Annotated in this window: 17 protein-coding genes; 6 read left to right on the forward strand and 11 right to left on the reverse strand. The window is 51.6% G+C overall.

Annotation, left to right across the window (positions count from 1 at the left end; all coding sequences use genetic code 11):
• The first annotated feature begins 7 nt into the window (after positions 1-7).
• From PGL02S_RS22600 to PGL02S_RS22615, 4 genes are read left to right on the forward strand one after another with little or no spacing between them, the layout of a single operon-like run.
• On the forward strand, positions 8-1108 hold the full coding sequence (locus tag PGL02S_RS22600; protein ID WP_036637985.1) for an ABC transporter ATP-binding protein: 1101 nt from the start codon (positions 8-10) through the stop codon (positions 1106-1108).
• A gap of 3 nt (positions 1109-1111) precedes the next feature.
• Positions 1112-1975 (forward strand): ABC transporter permease, encoded by an 864-nt coding sequence (locus PGL02S_RS22605; RefSeq protein WP_006209152.1) that lies wholly within the window; start codon positions 1112-1114, stop codon positions 1973-1975.
• Entirely contained in the window at positions 1972-2790 is an 819-nt protein-coding gene (locus PGL02S_RS22610; protein ID WP_006209151.1) for an ABC transporter permease, read from the forward strand. Before PGL02S_RS22605 ends, PGL02S_RS22610 begins: the two co-directional genes overlap by 4 nt.
• A gap of 16 nt (positions 2791-2806) precedes the next feature.
• Positions 2807-3943, forward strand: coding sequence for a M20 family metallopeptidase (locus PGL02S_RS22615; protein ID WP_036637983.1), 1137 nt, complete (start codon positions 2807-2809; stop codon positions 3941-3943).
• Positions 3944-4122: 179 nt separating this feature from the next.
• On the opposite strand, the gene PGL02S_RS22620 is transcribed toward PGL02S_RS22615, so the two are convergent.
• Both PGL02S_RS22620 and PGL02S_RS22625 read right to left on the reverse strand, forming a co-directional pair.
• Positions 4123-5727 (reverse strand): hypothetical protein, encoded by a 1605-nt coding sequence (locus PGL02S_RS22620; protein WP_244892249.1) that lies wholly within the window; start codon positions 5725-5727, stop codon positions 4123-4125.
• Positions 5728-5755: 28 nt separating this feature from the next.
• Complete coding sequence (locus PGL02S_RS22625; protein WP_036637981.1) at positions 5756-6541, reverse strand: ABC transporter ATP-binding protein; 786 nt, start codon at positions 6539-6541, stop codon at positions 5756-5758.
• A gap of 468 nt (positions 6542-7009) precedes the next feature.
• On the opposite strand from PGL02S_RS22625, the gene PGL02S_RS22630 reads away from it, so the two are divergent.
• Positions 7010-7477 (forward strand): L,D-transpeptidase, encoded by a 468-nt coding sequence (locus tag PGL02S_RS22630; protein ID WP_228030151.1) that lies wholly within the window; start codon positions 7010-7012, stop codon positions 7475-7477.
• A 50-nt stretch (positions 7478-7527) separates the two neighbouring features.
• On the opposite strand, the gene PGL02S_RS22635 is transcribed toward PGL02S_RS22630, so the two are convergent.
• Positions 7528-7911 carry a VOC family protein gene (locus PGL02S_RS22635; protein WP_036637978.1) on the reverse strand — a complete coding sequence of 128 codons (384 nt, stop codon included), beginning with the start codon at positions 7909-7911 and terminating at the stop codon, positions 7528-7530.
• A 152-nt stretch (positions 7912-8063) separates the two neighbouring features.
• On the opposite strand from PGL02S_RS22635, the gene PGL02S_RS28365 reads away from it, so the two are divergent.
• On the forward strand, positions 8064-8225 hold the full coding sequence (locus PGL02S_RS28365) for a hypothetical protein (protein ID WP_006209143.1): 162 nt from the start codon (positions 8064-8066) through the stop codon (positions 8223-8225).
• A 67-nt stretch (positions 8226-8292) separates the two neighbouring features.
• Here the strand turns inward: PGL02S_RS28365 and PGL02S_RS22640 are convergent, their stop codons facing one another.
• From PGL02S_RS22640 to PGL02S_RS22675, 8 genes are all read right to left on the reverse strand, one after another.
• Positions 8293-10209 (reverse strand): beta-N-acetylhexosaminidase, encoded by a 1917-nt coding sequence (locus tag PGL02S_RS22640; protein WP_036637976.1) that lies wholly within the window; start codon positions 10207-10209, stop codon positions 8293-8295.
• Positions 10210-10346: 137 nt separating this feature from the next.
• Positions 10347-13082, reverse strand: a complete 2736-nt coding sequence (locus PGL02S_RS22645; RefSeq protein ID WP_036637974.1) for an alpha-mannosidase — start codon at positions 13080-13082, stop codon at positions 10347-10349.
• Between the two features lie 21 nt (positions 13083-13103).
• Positions 13104-16244: a beta-galactosidase gene (locus PGL02S_RS22650; RefSeq protein ID WP_036637972.1), complete on the reverse strand. Its 3141-nt coding sequence runs from the start codon at positions 16242-16244 to the stop codon at positions 13104-13106.
• Positions 16241-17560: a glycoside hydrolase family 125 protein gene (locus PGL02S_RS22655; RefSeq protein ID WP_036637969.1), complete on the reverse strand. Its 1320-nt coding sequence runs from the start codon at positions 17558-17560 to the stop codon at positions 16241-16243. The genes PGL02S_RS22650 and PGL02S_RS22655 overlap by 4 nt, the downstream gene beginning before the upstream one ends.
• Positions 17561-17582: 22 nt before the next feature.
• Positions 17583-20705: an alpha-mannosidase gene (locus PGL02S_RS22660; protein ID WP_036637966.1), complete on the reverse strand. Its 3123-nt coding sequence runs from the start codon at positions 20703-20705 to the stop codon at positions 17583-17585.
• A 3-nt stretch (positions 20706-20708) separates the two neighbouring features.
• Entirely contained in the window at positions 20709-23006 is a 2298-nt protein-coding gene (locus PGL02S_RS22665; protein WP_036637963.1) for a glycoside hydrolase family 3 N-terminal domain-containing protein, read from the reverse strand.
• Positions 23007-23032: 26 nt separating this feature from the next.
• Positions 23033-23929: a carbohydrate ABC transporter permease gene (locus PGL02S_RS22670; RefSeq protein WP_036638029.1), complete on the reverse strand. Its 897-nt coding sequence runs from the start codon at positions 23927-23929 to the stop codon at positions 23033-23035.
• 53 nt (positions 23930-23982) lie between these two features.
• Positions 23983-24912 (reverse strand): ABC transporter permease, encoded by a 930-nt coding sequence (locus PGL02S_RS22675; RefSeq protein WP_164481452.1) that lies wholly within the window; start codon positions 24910-24912, stop codon positions 23983-23985.
• Positions 24913-24988: the final 76 nt, after the last annotated feature.

A 24988-nucleotide genomic window follows, 5' to 3' on the forward strand; every position in this document is an offset into this window, starting at 1 on the left:
AACACAGATGACGAAGGAGTATGACGTTGAACTGCATCAGATCCGCAAGTGCTTCGGCAGCACCGTGGTGGTAGACGATTTTAATCTTCAGGTGGAGCGCGGGGAATGTGTCACTTTTCTCGGTCCATCCGGCTGCGGCAAGACAACAACATTGAATATGCTGGCTGGTTTTCTGGAGCCTGACGGAGGCACCCTGACGATCAAGGGCAAGCCGATGAACGGTGTTCCCTCAAATAAACGTGATCTTGGCATGGTGTTTCAAACATACTCCTTGTTTCCGCATATGACAGTTGCAGAAAACGTGGCGTATGGCTTGAAATTGCGAAAAATCCCCAAATCCGAGATTGCTGCCAGAGTGAACAAAGTGCTGGAGCTGGTCAAGCTTCCCCACCTGGCTGATCGTTATCCCAAACAGCTGTCCGGCGGCCAGCGCCAGCGCATTGCGATTGCCCGTGCCTTGGTAACCGAGCCCTCGGTACTGCTCCTTGACGAGCCGCTGAGCAACCTCGATGCCAAGCTCCGGGAAGAGCTGCGCGAAGAGATGAAACGGCTCCAGCAGGAGCTCAAAGTCACGACCATTTTTGTTACCCACGACCAGGAAGAAGCCATGTACATGTCCGATAGAATCGTTGTCCTGGATCATGGACGGGTAGAGCAGATCGGAACACCGGAAGAAATCTACCAGAGGCCGGCTTCACCCTTCGTGCACGAATTCGTAGGCAAGTCCAACCGCTTTCAGGTCAAGCTTGCCGCTACAGACGAACACCTGTGGCATTTTGCAACTAAGGAAGGGATCCTGCTGCAGGCAGACCGCCATTCGCGGCAGGAGGTAACAGGAGATGCTGCCGTGGCTTATGTCAGACCTGAGCATATTGTCATACAGGAAGTGGTGGGAGACGCTCCACCCCCCAGCATGAATACCGTGTTTGGCATCGTGAGGCTGGTTTCCTTCCTCGGTTCGATTGTTGAAGTTATCGTAGAATGCCATGGTCAATTGATCACCGTTCGAACCGGCATCGCTCCGCACCTTCACCTGGTTGAAAATAAATTCGTCCAGCTAAGCTGGGACTCCCAGCATGTGAGTGCTTTTCCAGCAAAGGAGGCATAGCCTATGAACTCCCTGCTCCGATCCAAGGGCTTCATTGCCACCTTGCTGCTGGTACCCGGACTTATCATTATTCTGGGTGTGTTCATCCTGCCTATGTTCTACATGTTAATGATCAGCTTGCGCGAGGACATGGGACAAGGAGCCTGGACACTGGCATCCTATGCGCATCTCTTTAAAGATACCTATTATGTGCAGATTCTGTGGAGAACCGTAAGGCTTAGTCTGTATACGGTTTGCGTTTGTCTCGTCCTTGGCTTCCCGGTTGCCATGTACATGGCTCAGGCTACGCCGAAAATGCGGGGTCTTATAACATTTCTCATCATCTCCCCCCATCTGATCAGCGTAGTCATCCGCAACTTCGGCTGGGTCGTGATATTGGGCAACAACGGTTTTATCAACAATACGTTAATGTCGCTAGATGTCATCTCCGAACCGCTGCGGCTGCTGTACAATGAGCTTGGTGTCGTGATTGGATTATCCGATTCGCTGATCGTTTATATGGTCCTGGCCATTTCCACGAGCCTGTATGCTGTTGACTCATCCCTGTACAAGGCAGCCGGCATTCTCGGCGCAACACGATTCAAACAATTCTTCAGCATCACGCTGCCTCTGAGCATTCCCGGCATTTTTGCCGGAACAACACTCGTGTTCAGCCTGGCTATGAGCTCTTTCGTCACGCCAGCCCTTATGGGTGGCACCTCGGTGAAAGTACTGCCGGTGCTGGCCTATGAGCAGATGATGGCATCACTCAATTGGTCCCTTGGAGCTGCCATTGCATTCCTGCTTCTCGGTTCAACCATCGGTTTGGTCACGCTATTTACCAAGCTGGTGGAAACGAAGCGTTATAAGGAGGTGTTCTCATCATGATTCGTGAAAAAAAATCTCGCAGACCCTCCGTGCTTGGCATCATAACGTTCTTTGTCGTGCTGATGGTCATCTCCCCATTGCTGATCATCATCCCGACGTCGTTTACGTCGACGGGTGTCCTGCGGTTCCCGCCGCAGGGGTTCTCACTCCAGTGGTATGAGAAAATATTCGACCGTCCGGAGTTCATCGAGTCGTTCGGGTTCAGCCTGCAGCTTGCTATCATTACCGCCGTTATCGCAACCGTCATCGGTACGCTGGCTGCACTGGCATTGCACAAGTACAAGCCCCGCGGCTCAGGCGTCATCAGTTCCCTGCTGTTATCACCGCTGACGGTTCCGGCACTGATCATCGGCATTGCGGCTTTGCTGTTCTTCACACGCATTGGGCTTGCAGGCACGTTCCTCGGTCTGTTATTGTCCCATATTCTGATTTCTGTGCCTTACGTTGTACGACTGGTTTATACGGGACTCAGCACCTTTGATTATACTTTGGAACGGGCCGCATCCATTCTTGGGGCAAACCCGCTGCGGACCTTCTGGGACGTTACGTTTCCACTGATCCGCCCAGCGGTGCTCTCCGGCTGTGTGTTTGCGTTTCTGACCTCATTCGATAATGTCACCGTGTCACTCTTTATGATCTCGCCGTCCACAACAACATTGCCGATGGCTATCTTCAACTACATGCAAGAATCGTTAACTCCGCTCGTTGCATCGATATCCTCTATCGTGATCTTGCTGAGTTTGGTATTTATTTTCATCTTAGAGCGCGTATACGGCTTGGATCGTTTGTTTGGCTCCAACTCACACGCTCATTAAGGCAGGTAGAACGGATATGAAATGGGTAACCCGACTGGAACTGCTGCTCCCGGAAATGCTCCGGCTGCTAGAGCAAAGCGTCAACATGGATTCGCCTTCCCAGCGTAAAGACTTAACCGACCGAATGATCGATTGGTATGAAGAAATATGCCTCTCACATCTGGATGCCAGGGCTATCCGGGTTCCAAACGAAGAATATGCCGACCGCCTGGAGATTCATATCGGCAGCGGGCAGCGGCGCATCCTGCTCATTGGACATGCGGACACGGTGTGGCCCGCAGGTGAATGCGCGCAAAGGCCGTTTCGTATTGAGGGAGACAGAGCCTACGGTCCGGGGGTTCTGGACATGAAGGCCGGGATCATTCAAGCCATATTTGCCTTAAAGGTGGTGCAGGAGATGGGAAGGCTCCCTGCCGATGTTACCTTTATTCTGTTGATCAACAGCGATGAGGAAATTGGAAGCCCTTCTTCCCGCCTCTGGATCGAGGAGCATGCCCGCTCCAGCCAGGCAGCCTTTGTGCTGGAGCCGCCGATGGAACCCGAGGGCGCCGTCAAAACGGCTCGCAAAGGAAATGGTCGCTACCATCTCCAAATCGAAGGTCGTGCCGCTCATTCCGGGGTTAATCCGGCTGCCGGCGTATCGGCGATCCACGAGATGGCGCGCCACATTCTGAGCCTCCAGGAACTGAGTGATGACAAGCGCGGCATACATGTGAATGTCGGCATCGTAAACGGAGGAATCGGCTCCAATGTCGTTGCCCCCCAGGCGGAAGCCTACATCGATATCCGGGTAGAAACGATGGAGGATTTCAACCGGATGGCACATAAAATGCAAGAGCTTGCTCCAATCCACCCGGAGATCCGCCTGCAGATCGAAGGGCAGATGAATCGGCCGCCCATGGAACGAACGGCGGCCATTATGAATCTGTATCATTTGGCACAACAGGTTGCCAAGGAAGAACTGAATCTGCCTCTGCCGGATACCAGCACGGGCGGAGTCAGTGACGGCAACTTTGTTGCCGCATGCGGCACGCCGACACTGGATGGCATGGGCGCCCGCGGCGACGGGGCCCATGCCCTTCACGAATATGTGTTGATTGCCGATATCCCTAAACGCGCTGCGCTTCTGGCCGGCATACTGGTCCGGGTATAAAATAGCGGTATCTAGTAGGATACATAGGAAATCAAAGAAGGGGCATCCATCTCGGATGCCCCTTCTTTGCCTCAGCCTGTGTTCTATATTGCCCGGCAGCTGATTTATATGTTGTCCTCGTAACGCAGCCCGAAGCCCGCTTCATCCAGTCTCGGCTCGTTACCCGAACATCCCGCTGTTTACTTGTACAGCTTGGTCCATACCCATCCATTCACAGCGAGCAATACAACGATATAGGCCGGAATGCCATAAGCAATGGTACTGCTTGCATAATGCAAACCGATGAATCCGCCTACAACAATGAAGTAGACCAGAACCCACCAGCCTTCCTTCTGCTGAGCCATATTAAACGCTTGGGAGAATGGCGGAGTCCTCAGCATAGCCTTGGCTGATAACGGAATCAACATCAATCCGGTAAGCAGCACAATGAGAATATCCGGCAGGATTCGCATACCGAATATGATGACAAACACCACCGCATTCACAGCGAACAGCGGCAGGAATATTTTGATGGCAAACGCCTTTAAAGCCCCTTGGTACAAGGGGGTCATGCTCGGCATCGGGGCTGACCCGAACAGCCAGAAGGCTTTGGGCTTGCCAGAGTATTTCAGCATCATCACGACCGTAGCAACCATGATGAGCATAACATGCAGCACATAATAGGATGATCCCCTGCCGATTTCCGCGAATGAGGAATTACGGATTGTGGAGAAAAAGAATAAATAAGGCAGCAGCACGGCTAACCCTAAAGTAGGGTACACCTTAAGCTTAAATTCTCGCTCGTTCTTAAGCATGCTGGCAGACAACCGGAAACAGGCCTGCTCCGTGCGCGATCGGCATACCCATCTGGCCAAGAACCGGTCAAACTTACCACGCTCCCGCCCTTTTCCCGCTTCGCTGTGAGCCAGCTTCTCCAGATACAACTCGAATGACGGAATCAAGCGGGCATATATCATCATAAGCAGAATCGGGACAAATACGGCTAATGCCGTGAGAAGAATCAGCCACCCGCCCCCCTCGCCAAACAGCCACTCATAAGGAGCCGCATACCATACTGGCGGAAGCAGGATTTGCCACCAAGCCGGTGTAAACACCAGATTGAAGTCAATCAGATCAAAGGAACGAATCACAAACTGATACCCGATGGCCAGCGTGGCGGACAGACCAATCTGCACGTAATTGATCAGATCCTTCAGTTTCTCTCCGTCCCAATATTTCAGCAGCACCAGATAAATCATGGAAGTACTCACAAGGATGAGCATATTCATCAGGATCAGCTCAAGGATATAGATTAAAAAGAATCCAACGCCGTGCTTGATCAATCCAACGACCAGGGAGCCGGCCGAAAGAGCCCCGGTTAAAAGAAGCAAATAAATACCTGCATGAATCGATCTGGCCAGACCGACCGTTCGACCGTCGATCGGCTTGGTCATCAGTATGCTTCGGTCGCGCACATCCAGCAGCACCGAGGAGAAATCCGAAATCATGGAGGTCATAATCAGAAACATTAAGATTGCGGATAATAGGCTCATCGGCAGTAGATATTCCGGATCGCTCCAGAACACAAACGGCGTCAGGACGAGCCCGATCAAGCCGTACATCCAGAGAGAGCTGACAAACAGGTTCTTGTCCTGCTCCTCCTTCTTCCGATTGACTGAGGACAAGATGACAGGCGCCCGCCTTGAGTCCATGATGAGTTTGACATGTAATATACGGCGCAGTACCTCATAGTCCACACCCGTCCTGGAGATCACGCCTTGAAATCGGTCCAAAATCTTAAGCATTCGAAATGAGGATTCCGGCCCCGGCATGTCAGCTCTCCTCCCGAACGATCGATACGAACCGCTCAGCAATCTGGGCATGATCATGGAAACCTGTCAGCTGATTAAATACCTCTTCCAAGGAGCCTTCATGTGAATGCTGCTGCAGCTCCTTGAACGTTCCATCCGCTACGACCCGGCTATCGGCGAGCAGAACGATGCGGCTGCTGATTTTCTCAACAACGTCCATGATATGCGAGGAATAAAAGATCGTCTTGCCTTGAGCTGACAATTGAGCGAGAACCTCTTTAACCACCATGACACTGTTCGCATCCAGCCCGCTTAAGGGCTCATCAAGGAATAACAAATCCGGGTCATGCAGCAGGCTCGAGATCAGCAGTACTTTTTGCCGCATCCCCTTTGAGAAAGTAGCAATCCGCGAGTGATAAGCTTTGTCCAGACCAAAGCAATCCATTAAATGTTTGGCCTTATAATCCGCAGTATCATATGTAAGTCCATATAATTCACCTGTAAAAGTCAAATATTCGGATGCCGTTAACTGATCGTACAATTCCGCGACCTCCGGCACATACCCGATTCTCCGTTTATAGTCGATATTCCCATCGGAAATATCCTGCCCGAATATGCGAACGGTCCCCGTGTAACCCTCAACCAGTCCCAGCATAATCTTAACCGTTGTGCTCTTTCCCGCTCCATTCGGACCAATGTAACCAATCATCTCGCCGCGGCGCACTTCCAGATCAATGCCGTTCAATACATAACGATTATCATATTTCATGCGCAGATCTTGAATCGATAACACTTCATCTGTAGACATCGTATACGAATTCTCCTATTCTCTCATTGTCTTCACATACCTACCTTATTATGGGAGCTCAGGAAAATCAACCTTTCATTCATATTCGCTCTGCAAAATCCCCATATGCAAAATATGATGCCAAACACCCGGTACAAGCTCTGTCTGGAGCTGCCCTCATGCACAAGCCGATCCATTCATACAGCTTGACAACTTTATCATGAAAGGGTAACACAAATTCTTATCGTCAAGATTCGATCATGCACTGAGCTTGTCTCACAAAGTCTTGTGTCACAGCCAAGCTCGCTACCAGATTTAAATAGATTGTCCCGCCTTGCCCTCTACAGCCCTCTTTGAAAACAACTTGTTCTATTTTTCGAAGTGTGAACAATTTCGTCAACATTCGCGAATAACCGCATATATATGGGGGAGAACGAAAAGAGGTGATCGGACATCATAAAAGGCATCAACCGCATACTGATTTTTACCTTGCTGCTGGTTTTCTTTCTCCCTAACTTGACCCATGCCGCCTCAGGGCAGAAACTGGACAGTAAATACGCTTCGTATGCACAATTTATCGTCATTGATAAATCCACCAACAAGCTGACGTATTACGAGAAGGGAAAGGTCATTAAAACATTCCCCGTCGCCACAGGCAAAAAGCCCTCCTACACGCCGGAAGGCCTGTTCAAAATCCATGAAAAGGTAAAAAACAGACCTTACTACAAGGAAGGCATCAAGGGCGGAGATCCGCGCAATCCGCTGGGGGACCGCTGGCTGGGCATTAACGTGAAGGTCAACGGCAGGATCAGTTACGCCTATGCGATCCACGGGAACAACAATTCGAATTCGATTGGAAAATACGTATCCGCCGGATGTATTCGCATGCATAATAAGGACGTGCGCTGGCTCTACGACAAGGTTAAAATGAACACCCCTGTCCTCATCCAAAAATAATCCAAAAGCTTAGAAGCTGAACACTTGATGGTGTTTGGCTTTTTTAATTTCTATGAGCCATACGCAGCTCCAAACTCTATAATGTTGCGATCTGGATCCAGCACGAAAATTTGCGCAAAACCTGCAACGCTGTCGGGATTGGCAGTATATTCAACACCCATTCGGTCCAGCCATTCCTTGGTTTCGCGGTAGCTCTTCACCCAGATCGAAAAATGCCCGTCCGTCGTATCGATTCCGCGCTCGCGAAGCGTATCGCTGATCGGATGCTCCAGCAGATGGAGCTGCTGATCCCCCACCACGTACCAGACCCCTTTGGATGTAAACGGCGGACGCCGCAGCTCTCGGAACTTAAGGACTTCCGAGTAAAACACCTTGGCTTTTTCCAAATCCCGAACGGCCAAACTGACATGGTGCAGTCCTACATATTGAATCATGTATCACACCTCACTTGTAAGCGGAATAAATGCTTTATGATGGTCTGCCAGCCTTATCATACTTCATTTGAATCAAGGTATGTATCTCCATTCTAAAGGATACCTTATACATTATATAACATGAATCAACCACTTAAGGGGGGAGTTTCACCATGGATATTCATTCCGAGGAATACAAAATCGCATCACTGAATGGAAATGAAGGCACCTTAAAAGCGATTGAAGATGCCGAGACGAAGATCGCCGAGCTCACAGGCAAAGATATCACGCTGATTGCTTACGAGAAAGAACAAGGTCCAGAGGATACACCATAAACAAACCCTGCACAAAAAAGAGCTGCCCTCCAAGAGTCCGCATAGACTCTGGAAGAGCAGCTTTTCTTCAGATGAAGCAGGACGCCGTCACTGCTGCCTGATAGTTCACGTTAACCTCCAGCGCTCTGCCGGTAAGTCCGTTCTGATCGAACGGCAGCCGCTCGGCTTCCAGTTCCTCAATCTCTTCGATATGCCCATCCACATAATCGGCAAGCCGATCCTGTGTGGAAGAGATTCGTGCCAGCAGCCCCCCGTAGCGGAGGTCCAGTACCTCCCAGCCAAAGGGCTTATACGTGTTCATCCAGAGCGCACGGTGCGAGAGCCGCAGCGCCTCGATGCGCTGCTTTAGCACGAGCAACGGGGAATTCAGTGCTGCTGCAAGCTCAGCCAGCTGATCCTTTTGTCCCGTTTTATACCACTTTTTCAGCGTAACGCCGAGGGTGCTTTTAATAACAAGCACCGATGCCAATCGTTCATAAAAATCATACAGACGGCTGAACGGTACCGGAAATTGCTCCTTGCATTGCCGCCATCTCCGCTCGAGTCCAGCGTAATGCTGAGGCAGCACAGCTTCCGCTTCACCTTCCACATGTTTGTCCAGCAGCCCTAGCAGGGGATCCTGCCACAATAAATATTTGGATGGGTTCGCCATCCAGTGATTGCCCTCCGACACGCCGGGAACCTCATCCATATATTTCAGGGCGTTCAGCGATTCAAACAAATCGATGCCCGTACAGGCCGCAAGCCGCCTTGTAAGAAGCTTATCATCAACCTCATCGCCATATCCATGCTCGGCAAACAGCTGCAGACCGGCAAGAATGACCAAGTGATTGCTTTCGTTGCCGTTATCTCCCCAGGCGGTAGCAATCACCTCGCGGATGCCTTTGGTTTTGGCAGCGCGCAGGGCCGGTTGGCTGGTCATCCATGTCTTGCCATTGTTGGGACTGATACTGTTCCACATATGGATGCCGCCGGCAAAAATCGGCTTGGAGCCCAGCCTCATATGCTTCTCATATAACTGTTCATATCCGTTTTCATCACGGCGTCCATAGTCCCAATACACAAATTGAACGCCTTTTGGAATTCGGCTCATATTGTCATCCGAGAAATCCGCATCTACATTGTACAGCGCCCCTTGATAATCATTCGCCAGTAAATTAAAATACATGTCGCTCCAGATCATCGGCTCGAGTCCGAGACGATCGGTGATGGCAAGCACCCGGTTGACATGGTCATTCATGATCTGGAAACGGTCCTGAACCCCGTTCAATTTCAGATAATTTCCAAGACCTACCTGGAATGCCTCATCCATGCCGATATGAATTCGCTTGGAACGGAACATGCCGGATGCGGCTGTGATCATCTGCTCAATGAAAGCATATGTCTTCGGCTCGCCTGCGAGCAGAATATCGGCATGGTCCTTCATATCTGCCGCATACCCCCATTTTAGCGCTTGCTGCAGATGCCCCAGGGTCTGAATACACGGAATCATCTCAATGCCGAACAAATCCGCATAATCGTCGCACTCCTTCAGTTCCGAAGCTGTATACCGGCCGCGCATGTATCCGAAGTAGGGCTGCTCTTCTACCTCGTACGTATCCTCGGTATACATCATCAGTCCGTTCAGTCCCATCAGCGCCATATAACGGATAAACTGTTTGATCACCGCCACCTTGAGAACGCCATTGCGGGAAACGTCGAGCATCGTGCCGTTAAAGTCAAACTTCGGTTCCGCCGTCAGCTCGAATAAAGCCCGCTCCCTGGCCTGCTCCAGAAACAAACCGAGCGCACGGAAAAAGTGTATGCTCTCCTGGTAACGGATCAGTCCCTGCCCATCCTTCAGCGCCACCTGAATCGGACCTTCCATCTGAACGACCCGAATCTTAGTGCCTTCTCCGTCTGTAATGGAGATGTCCAATATGTCTGAAAGCTCGCTGATCCCTTCAAGCAGTTTTCCAGACAGGTGATCAAAATGAATCTTCATGTCATTCCCTCCATGATCCCATTTTTGAGATGCTGTCTATCATTGTGTGAAACAGCAAAGCCCGATCCCTTCATCTTGGAATCGGGCTTTGCCAAGGCGAGAAGCTAATATCCTTCCCAGCCTATATATTAGGTTTCTTACTCGGCCGAAACTTTAACACCAAGTGTCACAATCTCATATGGCTTGACTGGCAGCGTGCAGCTTCCCTTGTCATCCAAGCTTTGAACGGATCCCTCTTCTTCCAATATCGAGCTCTTATAAACGCCCTGGGTTGGCAGGGAAGATTGCAACTTCAGCTCTGCATCCGTGCCTGCCATATTGAACCAGCGCAGCATCAGATCGCCTGTCTTCCGGTTCACCTTCAGGGAAGAGAAGGCAAGCTCTTCATGACTCCATCCAAGCGGCACGGAGGTCGATGCAACGGTACCTGCATGAACTCCGGTCTGAGCAACCGTCCATGGGATCTGGAACTGGTAAGCCTCGGCATAAGCGCCGGAAGCGATGCCGTCGCCCTGGTGCGGAATCACTTCCATGCGAACCGTATGAACGCCGATACACTGAGCTTCCGGCGTTGGGAAGTAACCCCAATCCCCGAGCTCACCGACGGAGCGCAGCAGTGTAACCGCGATCGTGTTGCGACCGTCACGCAGCACTTCATATTCGTTCAAGCCCTGGTTCGCCACCGTCAAGCCTGCTGCAGCCGCGGTAACATCCACGAAGGCCTGCTGATGAGCCGTATAACTCGGGTTCTCCCATTCGGCAGCCGGCTCGTTGTCCCGCTTCGCCACTTCGAACATGGAATCCACGTTATGAGACGCTGCCTGCAGATCCGTTGGGAACAACGCACGCACCCGATGATCCTTCGCCTGATTATCCATCGTGGCTTCGATCTCGACACCTTTGCCGCAACGGTTCAGGCTGAGCACGGTACGAATGGACAACGGCACCATCTCGCTTGATCTTTTGGCCTTGCGGTTCGGGTAATACACCAGTTCATGCTGCTCTTCGTCCAGCTTGCCGTCGGCCATAGCCGGAATGGACCAGTTATGGACGATTTCGATGGAAGCGCGGTATGGTGAATCCTCCAGGACCGAAATTTGGGCGGTTTGGCCTTTTGTAGTCAATGCCGTTTCGCCATCCGGCTGTTTGTACATATATTCGTTACCGATATCCCCGGTATTCTCATAGACGCCCAGATCGCGGTATACCTGTCCATTCTTCTTATCCGTTAAGGTGAAGGAACCGTCCCCTTCGATCTCAACCTTGAGCAGCTCGTTCTCCATTACGTTGGATTGGCTGATCAGGGATTTAATCGGAGTTGGCTTATTCTCACTTTTCACCCATGCGTAGGTTGTCAGACCCATTGCCGCAATTTCGCTTGCCTCGAATGTCAGTCTGACCCTGCGGCACATATAAGGCTGGCGGAACCGGTCATCCGGGAGATCGTATCCGAACTGAAGACCAAGATCTTCAACGGTACACGGTACTGATTCACCCTGCGCGTTAACCAGAATGCGGCCGGACAAATCGATTTCCTTCATCCGGCGGCTCGTTTCTTCCAAAGAGTAGCCTTCCCTGAAATAGAGCCGCTTAGCGTCCAGCTCGATGCTGACCGTACCGCTGCGTGTCCATCCGGTCGTATTAAATACGACCAGCGGCAGCGGATCAGAGCCCCACTGCTCGAATCCGGTTGTTTCAACCGCATCCGCGATCACGCGGATGCTGTCATCCACAATATTTTCGGCCACGTGGGCGCTTTTCTCGAAGCGGGTGACCATCTCGCGGTGAACCTCGTCCACGCTGCAGCCGCAGATGCTGTCATGCGGATGATTCTGCATCAGCGTTTTCCAGGCATAAGTGAACAGATGATGCGGATACTCCTTGCCAAGCAGGCTTGCGTACGACGCCAGCGGCTCGGCCACTTTTTCCAGCAGGGTCTGGCCGCGCTGGTTCATCTGCTTCAGGTATACACGAGCCGAGGCGGTATTCACGAGCGTTCCCCAGCCGTCCGTCCGCTGGCTGCGCAGCTCTCCTGTTACGGAGGACAGGTCCTGCGGCAGTTTCTCACGAACCGCTTTCAGGTAATCATCAAAATTGGAATGAATGAACTCCGTATCCGGATACAGCTTCTTCGCCGTACGGATGCCTTCCGGGAGATCAATCTGAATCGGCTGATGGTCGCAACCGTTCATATAGAGCAGTTCGGGCGTGGAAGCATACTTCTCGGCATCCGCCAGCTTGCGGTCCCAGAACTTCTTCGCCTCTTCTTCGTCAACAGGAACTTCGTTGCCGTTGCTGTACCAGTTGGCAAACAGGATGCCCAGCACCTTGGAGCCGTCCGGACCTTCCCACATTAATTCGGAGAACGAGGACTCATAACCGCTATCGGAAACGGTATTGTTAAAGCCAGTTGGCTTCACGCCCCGGCCGAAGAAGGCGTTATCGATACCGGACTGTTGCATCAGCTGCGGGATTTGGCCCGTAAGTCCAAACGTATCCGGGAAATAACCGATTTTGGCAACCGTGCCATAACGCTCGGCATCCTGGTGCCCAATCTGCATGTTTCTCACATTGGCTTCGCTGCTTGTCAGATACGCATCCTGCAAAATGTACCAAGGCCCGATGATGATGCGTCCGTCCGTGATCAGCTTCTCAAGCTGCTCCTTCTTCTCGGGTCTTACCTGCAAATAATCTTCAATAATAATGGTCTGACCATCAAGGAAAAAGCTGCGGTATTCCGAGTCCTTATCCATCGTCTCGAGCAAGCTGTCCATGAGCTCGATCAGCCGTACATGGTGCTTTTCATACGGTAAATACCACTCGCGGTCCCAGTGAGTATGAGAAATAATATGTGCTTTTCTGGATTGATCCATCTCTACGTAGTCCCCCTTATGTTAGCCTTTCGATACGGTAATTCCAACCTCATCCGGGCGGTACACCGATAACAGATCCCCGCTTGCATCCACTGCGAACAGTACCGAGCGATCCGCCTCAAGCATAAATGAATAGATAAGACCTGTTGAAGGATCCTTCACTTCGACATTCGTATCCCACGATTGCTCTGAACCGAATACGAAGAGTGCCCCTTCTTCAAACGTTACCTTGCGTCCGTATACGCCGGAATGGTCTCCACCTTGGCTCCAGATCAGCCCCGTGTCGGCAGCAGATAACTCCAATGCGTATCGATACAGTGCAGATAGGGTATCGATCCGGTCATTCAACTCAACGGGAAGCGGACTCCAGAGAAGGCGTCCGGCACCGAGCTTGACCTCGATGACGGCGTCGCCAGCCTCATCGGTTGAATGTACGTCGCTGCTGATCACAATTTCCTTACTAAGCTCGGCGATTTTCCGATGACCGTATGACGCGGGCCATGTGGCATCCCCGATACGCAAGCTCTCTTCCCGGCGCACATTCACCACTTTGCGCTGTCCCAGCTCTGCCGTCATTCGCTCGACCGGATGCCAATAAGCATCCAGACCGACAGGTCCGGTCAGAAGGAGCGTGGCTCCCGTTTCTTTTACGATATCCATCAACTCGGCAAACGCCCGGTCATCTATATTATGAGCACTCGGCAGAACGATGAATTTCACCGGATGTCTCCGCAGCGAGCTTAGATCATACTCTCCAACCGCGCGGAAAGGCACATTCAGCTCGTAAGCCAGGGCGCGTGTCGCCTTCGTTGTTGCTTCAAAAGCAAACTTCCGGTTCGAGAAATCGTTCGAGTATGGGAAAATGACCGCTGTCTCTTCAAGCTTCCGTCCCTTAAACAAGTCCCGGATGCCCTCCATGAATGCGCCAAAATCATACGACACATCCGCTTCCGGCTTCTCCGTCCCGTCAGCGCGGACAGCTCCGATATGCGATTCATTGGCATTATCCATGTAGAAGTTTGTGTTCCAGATCCAATGAACGGCTCCTGCACCGCCTGTTGAGAAGGCGTACGCATATTTGCGCTCCAGCAGGTTCCGAAGCTCGGCTTCGCTCCGCTTAGCCCGGCCATCCGGTGTTTCCACGTACATGATGCCCGTTTCCTGAATGAGGTTTGGTTTATTCGGCGTTTTGGCAAATATGCCGTCCCAGATCAGATAATCGTTAAACCACCAAGAGTGAACCGTTGTATAGTCTACAGCCTCCGCATAGAAGAACGGGGATGGACGCTGTGCTCCTAAGGCCTCATCTTGTCCAACCGTAACCATATGGTCAGGGCATACCGCTTTGATATCATCATATAGTTCCTTCGCCCAGCGGTTGTGCATGTCCATCGAGAAGAGTACATAATCAAGCCACTGGGTGCCCTTTTTCCCTTGATGCATATCTTGAACGTCGAAATTAATGGCTTCAGGTCCCGGAGGAACCGCTGACTCGAATGCCGGCAGCTGATCGGAAGTCATGTTCCAGCGTTCCTGCAGAGACTCAACCGAGCCATGACGCTTCTTCAGCCAATCGATATACGCTTGCTGCTCGAACGAATCCTTAGCTGAACGCGGACCGTCCGAGAAGATCTGCGGCGGATCGAACATGGAAGGCTCGTTAATCAAATCCCAGTCCACGTTCTTCGTAGCTTTATGCCTTGTGATAATGGAGCGAATAAACCGCTTCTGCGCCTCCACGCTTCGCGGATCGAGGTAAGGATTCTGTCCTTCCCAAGTCTCCGGTGTAAAGGAGAAGAACGTAAACGTGACCTGCAGATCATGCTTCTTCGCCGTTAACAGGAAGGCGTCAATCGAACGCAAAACCTCTTCGGATGCATGCCCGTCCACCTGCATGATATTGCGGTAAGCGGTCCAGATCCCGGTACGAATCCAATTGATGCCGGCATTGCGCATTTGCGCCATATCGCGATCCCACACATCCGTATTCGGAAGGAACAGGAACTTACGCGCGACATCGGACGTCATGTAAGTCATCCCGACAACAGGCAGCGGGCGGCCATCTTTAATAAAGTAATCCCGGTTGCAGGTGACTGGCGTTCCAGTCTCCAGAAGCTCATGATCAGCTCCCCAGAAGCCTTGTCTCAGCCTGCGGATTTCTCCATCCGGACCTTCGGCTTCACACAACACCCGATAAAATCCCGGCTTGATATCAAGCGCAACCGGAATGCGCTGTACATGAAATTGTCCAGTTACATCAACGGTTACGGAATGATTCCATACCGGAGCTTCATCCAGGTCATGCTGAACCGAGATGCGGAACGTCCAGCTCTGCGGCTCATGGACAGGCAGATTCCGCCCCATCCGTTGTGCCTGCAGGGTCAGGGTCGCGCGCTCGCCGGACTCATAGGTTGCATAATTCGGCTTGATCCACAGCTCGGTAATCCCTTTGGCGCAGAACGCCGCCCACCGGCGCACCTCTTCTCCCCCATCCTGTTCCCAGAAGGAGGCGGAGAGAGGTTGATTTACAAACAACCAGCGACCTCCCAGAAACGGCCCGCCAACGTTCTCCCACAGAACTACAGGAGCAGCGACTTGCCTTCCCTTGGCTGTACATCCCTTGAGGAGCGGATAAATCCGCGTATCCATCGGTCCTGCCGAGCCCATCTGGTGAGGCAGATCGCTGCTCTTGGTAACATGCGGAACCAAGTTCCATGTATCCTTAACGGTAAACCGTTTGTGACTGTTCTCCATCAGCGGAATATCTTCACTCGCGATCAAATCATTCACGCGCCCACAATCCACAGGCAGCGCCTCATGAATGTTCAGCTGCTGATGATATGCCGTCTGTTCATGCTCTACCACCCAGGCACCGTCCTCCATACGGACGGGACGTTTGAATGGGGCACCCCCAACACTGACCAAGCCGCCGCCATTTCTCAGAAAGTCCAGGATGGCTCTCCAGGCGGATTTCGGAAAGTACGGAGCGTGTAAATTGACAAAGCTAACGCCTTGTCCCCCTGCTGCTGCCAGCGTTTCAGCCAAGTTCTCTGCGCCGCACACGGAATCGAACATATCCAGACCGGCTGCCGATACCGGCAGTCCGGCAGCTTCAGCTGCCGGAAAGGACGGATCATAGAATACAATCAGGCGTTCACTCATAGAATCCCTGCTTTCATCGCCTGGTACACCAATTGCGAGAACAGGCTGTTGGACCAGGCAAACCATGATCTAGTAAAGACTTTAGGATCATCGGCATGGAAGCCCTCATGCATGAAGCCGGTATCCGCATCGGTCGCTTCCAGCAGCGCGATCATCTCCAGCTTCTCTTCTGCCGTCTGCGCCGTAATTCCCTGCATGGACAATGCCATATGCCAAATATAATCCGGCGGCGTATGCGGACTGCCAATTCCCTTGGCAACTGCCCCCTCGTAATAGAAAGGATTTTCTTTGCTCAGCGCAAATCGTCTGGTGTTCTGATAGATCGGATCATCTGCAGTCACATAACCCAGATACGGAATAGACATCAGACCGGGCGTGCCTGCATCATCCATCAGACAGTAATTCCCATAACCATCAGTCTCATAAGCGTAAATCGGGCCAAACTCCGGATGACGGTAAATACCGTATAACTGAATCCCGTGATCCACATCGGCTGTAAGGCGCTTCAGCTCATCAAGCAGTTTCATATCACGGAATACCCATTCCGCAAATTCCTGCATTTGACGCAGGGCTACAACGGCGAACATATTCCCTGGAATATTGTAATGAAAATCGCAGGCATCATCGCTTGAACGGAAGCCGGACCAGATCATGCCCGTATAGTTAACCGGCATGCCAAGTCCGTTGTTGCGCAAGGAATCGGTAGGTATGCCGTTGTCCCGCGTGAAATGGTAAGGTGATTTCTCGAAATGATGCTGTTCGGTTTTAAACAGCTCGATGATTTTGATCATCGCTGACTTGAAGTTTGCATCAAATACGTCCGTCAGGCCCGTTTCCTTCCAGTACAGGTAGGCCAGGCGGACAGAGAAGCAGAGTGAGTCGATCTCGAACTTCCGCTCCCAGACCCATGGCGACATTTCGGTTTCATCGGTTGTGTTCCAGTGCCAGTCGTTCGCGGATTCATTAAAGGCATTGGCATAAGGATCGATATGAATATATTGGAAGTGGCGCTTGATCAATCCGCTGAGTATACGCTGAAGCTCGGGGTCGTTCTTCGCAAACGGAATGTAATGAATTACCTGTTCTACCGAATCACGCAGCCACATAGCCGGAATGTCACCGGTAATGACAAATGTCGTCCCGTCCTCCATCAGCTTCGTTGTGGTCTCCAGCGTGTTTGGAAAACAGTTCTTGAACAGCTGCAGCAGCTTGGGACGATGTGCTAATTTTTCTTCGGCCTCTTGCAGAACCGCCTGAATCGATTGCGGCAGCTCAAGCTCCGGCATTGGTATTTTGGGGAGTCTGAATTGTTCCATGATTTGTTCTGGCTCCTTTTGATTAGGTATGTTGTGTAGTCAATTTGATGGTCTTGATCTCATACGGCAGGAAATGAAGGGTTAACCTTCCTTCTGCTGTATCCAGCCTTTCGAGTTCCTCTTCAATTGCATTGGACAGATGGACCGTTTCGCAAGGATAAGGCCAAGTGAGTTTCACTTCGTCTCTACCCCCGGCGGATTCATAGAATCGCAGAATATAACCGGTTCCGTCCTCTGCAGGTTTAACCGTATCCAGCACAACATGCTGGCTCTCGAATGGGATCAAAGAATGAACAGAGGGCTGAATGCCCTGCTTCGAACTTGTTCGCACGCATGGCAGTTCATGATTCAGCTCGGCAGCTTTACGAACGATGCCGGCATTTCTCCAGTCTCCTTCGTGCGGATACAGGGAATATGTGAATTCATGCTCTCCCAGGTCTGCTGTAACATCGGGCCATTTCGGCGCTCGCAGCAGGGACAACCGGATCGTGCTGTCCTGAATGTCGTACCCGTACTTGCAGTCATTGATGAGGCTGACGCCGTATCCATGCTCCGATACATCGGCGAAGCGGTGTCCGCAGACCTCATATTGCGCCTGCTCCCAGCTCGTATTGCGATGGGTCGGTCTCTCAATAGTACCGAACGGAATCTCATACGTTGCCTTATTGGCAACAACAGCGATCGGGAAGCCGACTTTCAGCAGCTTGTGCGATTCGTTCCAGCTGACAAAGGTCTTGAAGTCGATCCGCCGGTCATGATGATAAAAAATCAAATCTTGCGTGATCTCCGAGTTATGGATGCGCCAACGGAAACGAAGCACATCCTGTACTTCACCCGCCATCAGCAGCCTCATCTCGATCAGTTGCGCTTGATCGGCTATTTGCTCCTCATAGCGAGTATCGATATCCCATGCATCCCACAGGGTCGGACGGTCATGGAAGAAGTGGAAGCGATTTGCGGCTTCCCCTGGCTTAATCACTTCCCGCTCCGCATCTTTGTCCCACAGACTCACGATTTCGCCCTGCGCGTTAAAGCGGACCTTATAAAACTCCGTTTCCCAGCCATCCGAAAGTCCAGTAGAACACTTCTCCGCCGCTGCCTCGTTTCCTGCCGAGGGTCTAAGCCAAATCGTTTTGTAACCAAACGCGGGGATGCCTTGAACATAAACGTTCAAGCCCTGAAAGGCTTCGCCGCTCTCTAAGGTCCGAACATCATACTGCAGCAGCGCTCCATCGGAATCATAGGGAGCGTGGCTAACAAGCTCCGGTCCGCCCTCAATCGAAATAACCGCATTTCTTTCCCATCCAAGTCCATTGAAGATGACATAGGGTAGACCTCCCCCTTCTGTATCGGCCTGACCGGCCAATACCTGCAGCCCTTGGGAGAGACTGCGATTCCCCTTCCGGAACACCTCGGCATATTCCTTCTCAGAGGTAACATAAGACTCCGTAATGGCAGAGCCCGGAATAATATCATGGAATTGATTAAGCAATATCAGCTTCCAGCCCTCATGCAGCTCGCTGACGATTTCCTGCTTCTGCCCACCGCCCATCGACGGGAATGCAACCGAGCTCCATAACTCGGCTTCACGGTACAAGATTTCCGCCTTGCGGTTAAAGCGCTTGTTCCGTGCGTGGGTTGTGTAGGTTCCTCGATGCAGCTCAAGATATAAATCCCCGCGCCATTTCGGCAGCTTTGGCGAAGCGGCGTCAATCCCTTCGAAAAATTCGGCGGCCGTGCTGTACTTGCTGGCAGGCTGCCCAACCATCAGCTCAGCCCGATTGATATATTCCAGCATCTCGCGAGTCACACCCCCGCCGCCATCACCGTGTCCATAGAGCAGCATCTGCTCCGGATGGACGGGTCTTTGCCGGTAAGACTGCCAATGCTCGTGAACATCTTTTGGCAGTGTGTTCTCGTTCACGCCATGATTAAGATAGGAGAGCATCGGTGTTCCGTCAATGCCTACCCAGTGGAATAAGTCGTACGGGAACACATTCGTATCATTCCAGCCGAGCTTTGTTGTCATGAAATAACGAATGCCGCCATGCTTCAATATCTGGGGCAGTGATGCACAATATCCGAACGTATCCGGGAGCCATTCAATATGTGATGTCAAACCGAACTCTTCCTGATAGAAGCGCTGTCCATAGAGCATCTGGCGCATGAGGGACTCTCCGCTCGGAATGTTTAAATCCGGCTCGACCCACATCCCGCCGACCAGTTCCCAGCGTCCCTCCATGATTCTAGCCCTCACTCTCTCGTACAGCTCGGGATCATGATCTTTCAGGAATTGATACAGCAAGGGCTGGCTCTGCGCATATTTGTATTCCGGGTATTCATTCATCAGCGCGTCCACCGTGGAGAAGGTCCGGCTTGTTTTTCGAACGGTTTCCCGGACCGGCCACAGCCAGGCGATGTCGATATGAGACTGTCCGACCATGTGCTCGGTTCCTTCAGCATGGCCGCCAATGGCTGTAACCTGCTGCACAAGCTCTTGCTCAATCGCGGTCACCATTTCACCTGCGATGATCGATGCCTCATTCAGACTTACAAAACGATCCATCGCCTGATATAAGGCCTCCATCAATCGGATGCGCCGCATATCGTTGTCCGGCAGCAGTATAACCGAATCCCTGATAACAGTTGCAGTGTACATCAGACTCTGAACAGGCACGTTCACGTTGACAAGCAGACTCTGTACTCGGGTAATCGGAGGCTGAATGACAGCCTGCTGATTGAGCGGATCCACGGGCTCCGGAATCGGATCGTATAATTCGATTTCCAGCTCCATGTTCATGCCGGTGCGCTTCGGATCAAGCGTTACAAACGTATGATTGCGGTCCAAACCCTGATACGAAGCTCCGTTAACGCGCAGCAAAGCTTCGCCTCCGGACTGAAACAGAAGCCCTATCACGCCATCTGCCCACTGCGGGGGCAGTTCAAGGCTCATTCGAAAGAAATAGGTTGTGCCCTGCGTGCTCGGAAATCTGTTGAAGTCATGTCCTTCGGCAAAAGGGGCTGAGTCTTCATACACGCCCGGAACCATATAAGTGGTCCGCGTAATATCCCACCCCTTGAGTTCTCTCGACTCAAGCCACTGGCGCTCCGACAATTCGCGTATAAATCGCCTAATGCGTTCCATCCATCAGCCCTCCTGCACGGTCAAATCCGCACTCAGCGTGTCATTGACATGTCTGCCAACCATGATTCGGAACAGACCTGGTTCAACAACCTGCTTATAATCTTGACCGACATATTGAAGCTGTTCGGCGCCTATCGTAAATTCAATCTTTCGTTTTTCTCCAGCCTTCAGAGATATTTTGCGGAAACCCTTCAGTTCACAGGCTGGTCTTGTGTATTTGCTGGCCACATCGCTCACATACAGCTGAACAACTTCGGATCCTTCCCGAGTGCCGCTATTCGTGACGTTGACGGTGACAACTGCCGTTTCGCCGATTCCAATGACATCCGAGGATAGCTGGATATCCGAATAACTGAATTCGGTGTAACTAAGCCCATACCCAAACGGATAACGCGGCTGGGAATCTTCTTCGAGGTAACGCTTGCCGCGCGACCGCTTGCCGTTGTAATAAACCGGAAGCTGTCCGACATCTTTTGGGATTGACAAGGTTAGCTTCCCGGACGGATTCACATCCCCGAACAGGATGTCGGCAATCGCATGTCCGCCCTCCTGACCCGGGTACCACGCTTCCAGAATGGCATCGGCATGGTTGTCGATCCACGGTTCCGCAATCGGCCGGCCGTTGATATACACAACGATCATCCGCTTGCCAAGCTTATGAATCTCTTGGGCCATTTCCAATTGAACGCCGGATAGCTGCAGCGTCATCCGGTCGATGCCTTCGCCGCAGTCCATGTCGCTTAAAGCGTCGTCCGTGACCTTCGAAGCCCCTGTGCGCAAATCGATCGTTCCTTCGCCGAAATCGCGGGCGCTGGAGCCGCCCAGCACCAACACCACGGTATCGGCCTGATCCGCACAAGCTAATGCGAATTCAAAACCCTCCCTGGAATCGTCCTTAATACGGCAGCCCGGAGCATACAATACACGGTCTGGAACATCCCCCAGCTTGGCACGAACCCCATCCAGCACCGTGACCACGCTTGCTGGCGGCTGTGGTGATGTATAGTCCCCAAGCTGATTGTATCCCTGATCGGCATTAGGTCCAATGACAGCAATCACGCCCCCGTCCTTCGGTAACGGCAGGGCCTTTCCTTCATTCTTAAGCAGCACGATGCCTTCTGCCGCAAGCTGTCTGGCAAGTTCTACGTGCTGTTCGCTGCCGATCACTTCCTCGGCGATCTGTGGTTCAACGTATGGACTCTCAAATAAACCGAGTTTAAATTTCAAAGTCAATACGCGGCGAACGGCTTCATCCAGAACGGAGGCCTCCAGCTTGTTTTGCTCGATTGCCGTTTGCAGATATTTGCCAAACATCTCACCTGACATCTCCATATCGATACCGGCCGATAGAGCCTGAACAGCGGCATCCATTCCGTCTTCTGCCGTATCATGGCCGCTGGCCAGCATGTCGATGGCACCACAGTCGGTGATCACCATGCCGTCAAAGCCCCACTCCTTGCGGAGAATGTCGCCTAACAGCTCCGTATTTACGGTGCAAGGCACGCCATCGATCTCGTTATAAGCCGGCATAATGGAGGCAGCTCCCGCTTCCACGGCCTTCCGAAACGGTAGCATATCCACTTCCATCAGCTCACGGGTCCCCATGTGCACAGGTCCCGCATTCCTTCCGCCTTCAGAGCTGCCATAACCTACGAAATGCTTCAGCGTTGCTGCAACACTGCTCGGACTGTCCAAAGACTCGCCTTGAAGGCCTTCAACCGATGCGACTGCATATTCACTGATCAGGTAGGGGTCTTCGCCAAAACATTCCTCGGTACGTCCCCATCTGGGATCGCGTACAACGTCCAAGACCGGGGAATAGGTCACAGCACCGCCCTGACTGCGCGTCTCAAGCGCAACGGCTCGGCACATATCCCGGTATAACTCCACATTCCATGTGCTTCCGATTGAGAGCGGTACCGGAAACACCGTGCCGCCAATGGCCATATGACCATGCGAGCATTCCTCCCCGATGAGGATCGGAATGCCGAGACGGGAATTCTCGATTGCATACCGCTGAATTTGATTAACGGCTTCCGCTCCTTCACGTGGAGAAAGACCGGTTTCAAGTGTTACACCGGTCCATGGATCGGCGCGAAGGGTCCCGTACAGGGAGCCGACGCCGCCATCTTTCACTTGCTCTTTAAATGAATCCGTTAAGGTAATCCGGCCTTCCTTCACCTCATAGGTCTTCCAGCCGAACGGCTGGACCAACTGGCCCACCTTTTCCTTCGTTGTCATAAGGCCAAGAAGATGTTCCACTCTTTCCGCAATGGGTTTACTGGAATCTTGATAAGTCATCTCATACCCTCCGGTACATGAAGAATTTATTCTTTAACCGCGCCGATGGTCAGACCTTGAATGAAATAGCGCTGGAAGAAAGGATAGGCCAGAATAATCGGCCCGGTTGCCAGAACGACCATGGCCATCCGTGACGTATCCTGCGGCATGCTCTGAAGAGCGGCCATGCTAAGGGATGAATTCTGGGAATTCTGCAGGATGAACTGCATGCTGGTCTCAATCCGCATCAGCATGGATTGCAGTGGAACCAGGTTGGGATCATCAATATAGAGAAGTGCATTAAACCAGTCGTTCCAGTAGCCGAGGGTGCTAAACAGTCCGATGGTTGCCAGACCCGGCAGGGAAAGCGGCAATACCAGCTTGTAGAATATTTTAAATTCACTCGCGCCGTCGATTTTACCGGATTCAATGATGGCATCCGGAACACTCGTGCTGTAGAAGGTTCGAAGAATCATAATATAGAAGGCATTAACCGCCAGTGGCAGGATCAGAGCCCAGATCGAATCCTTCAAGCCGAGCAGTTGCGTTGCTACGATATAAGTCGGCACCAAACCGCCGTTAAACAGCATCGTGAAAAATGCAAAGAACGAGAAGAAATTACGATATCTGAACCCTTTGCGGGAGACCGCATAAGCGTACAGCGAAATAATAAACAAACTGATCAGCGTACCTACAACCGTCACAAAAATCGTAACGCCGTACGAACGAAGAAGTGTATCCCCGGTTTGGAATACATATTTATAAGCCTCAAGGCTCCATTTTTCCGGCCAGATCTGATATCCGTTGCGGGCCAGAGAACCTTCATCTGTAAATGAGATGATCATCACGAATAAGAACGGAAATACACACAGGAACGAGAAAATACCGGCTATCAGGTTGAATACGACATTCCACCCGGATGAAAGCTCATGGAAATCTTTCATCTTGCTTTTCGATTTGAACACATCACATACCCCCTTCTTGGTAGATTGATCGATTAGAACAAAGCGTTATCCTTGTCATATTTACGCACGATGTAGTTGGATACCATAACCAGGATAAAGCCGACTACCGACTGGTACAGTCCTGCAGCGGTACTCATTCCGATTTCGCCTGTTGTTTTCAGACCACGATATACATAGGTATCGATAACATTCGTTACAGAATACAATGTTCCCGAATCCCTTGGCACTTGATAGAACAGACCAAAGTCAGCGTAGAAGATTTTACCGATCGCAAGAAGAGTTAAGATTGTCATCAGCGGTTTCAGCATCGGAAGGGTAATGGCTTTAATCTGCTGCCATTTGTTCGCTCCGTCAATCATTGCCGCCTCGTACAAGGATCTGTCGATCCCCATAATCGCTGCCAGATAGACAACGCTGTTGTAACCTACGGATTTCCACAAGCTGATCAGCGTCAGGAATATCGGCCAGTACTTGGCCTCGGAATACCACTGAACCGGCTCCATCCCGAACCAGCCCAGGATTTGATTCAGCATCCCCTTGTCCATGCTCAGGAAACTGAAAGCAAAATAACCTACAATAACCCAAGATAAGAAATACGGCAAGAACATCCCGGTTTGATAGATTTTCGCCAATTTCTTGTTCACGATTTCAGACAATACGATAGCCAGTGCCACGGAAAGAACGAGACCGAGAATAATAAACACAAAATTATAAAGCACGGTATTGCGGGTAATGATGTAAGCATCGTTGGTACTGAACAGGAACTTAAAGTTTTGGAAGCCTACCCATTCACTATTAACGATGCTTGCCCAGAAGCCGTCCCGGCTAAAGCGGTATTCCTTAAATGCAATGATGGTCCCGAACATAGGCAAATATGAGAATAAGAGAAACCATAGGGTCCCCGGTAAAACCATGAACAGCATGGCCTTATTCGTCATAATATTTTTGAAAAACTGTCCGATTGCTCTCACGCTTACCCCTCCTCGTGAAGTATATGAATGAACAAAAGAAGGGCGGTGAACATCCGCCGCCCCGTCC

Source organism: Paenibacillus glucanolyticus NBRC 15330 (assembly GCF_004000885.1).
Classification (GTDB): Bacteria; Bacillota; Bacilli; order Paenibacillales; family Paenibacillaceae; genus Paenibacillus_AQ; species Paenibacillus_AQ glucanolyticus.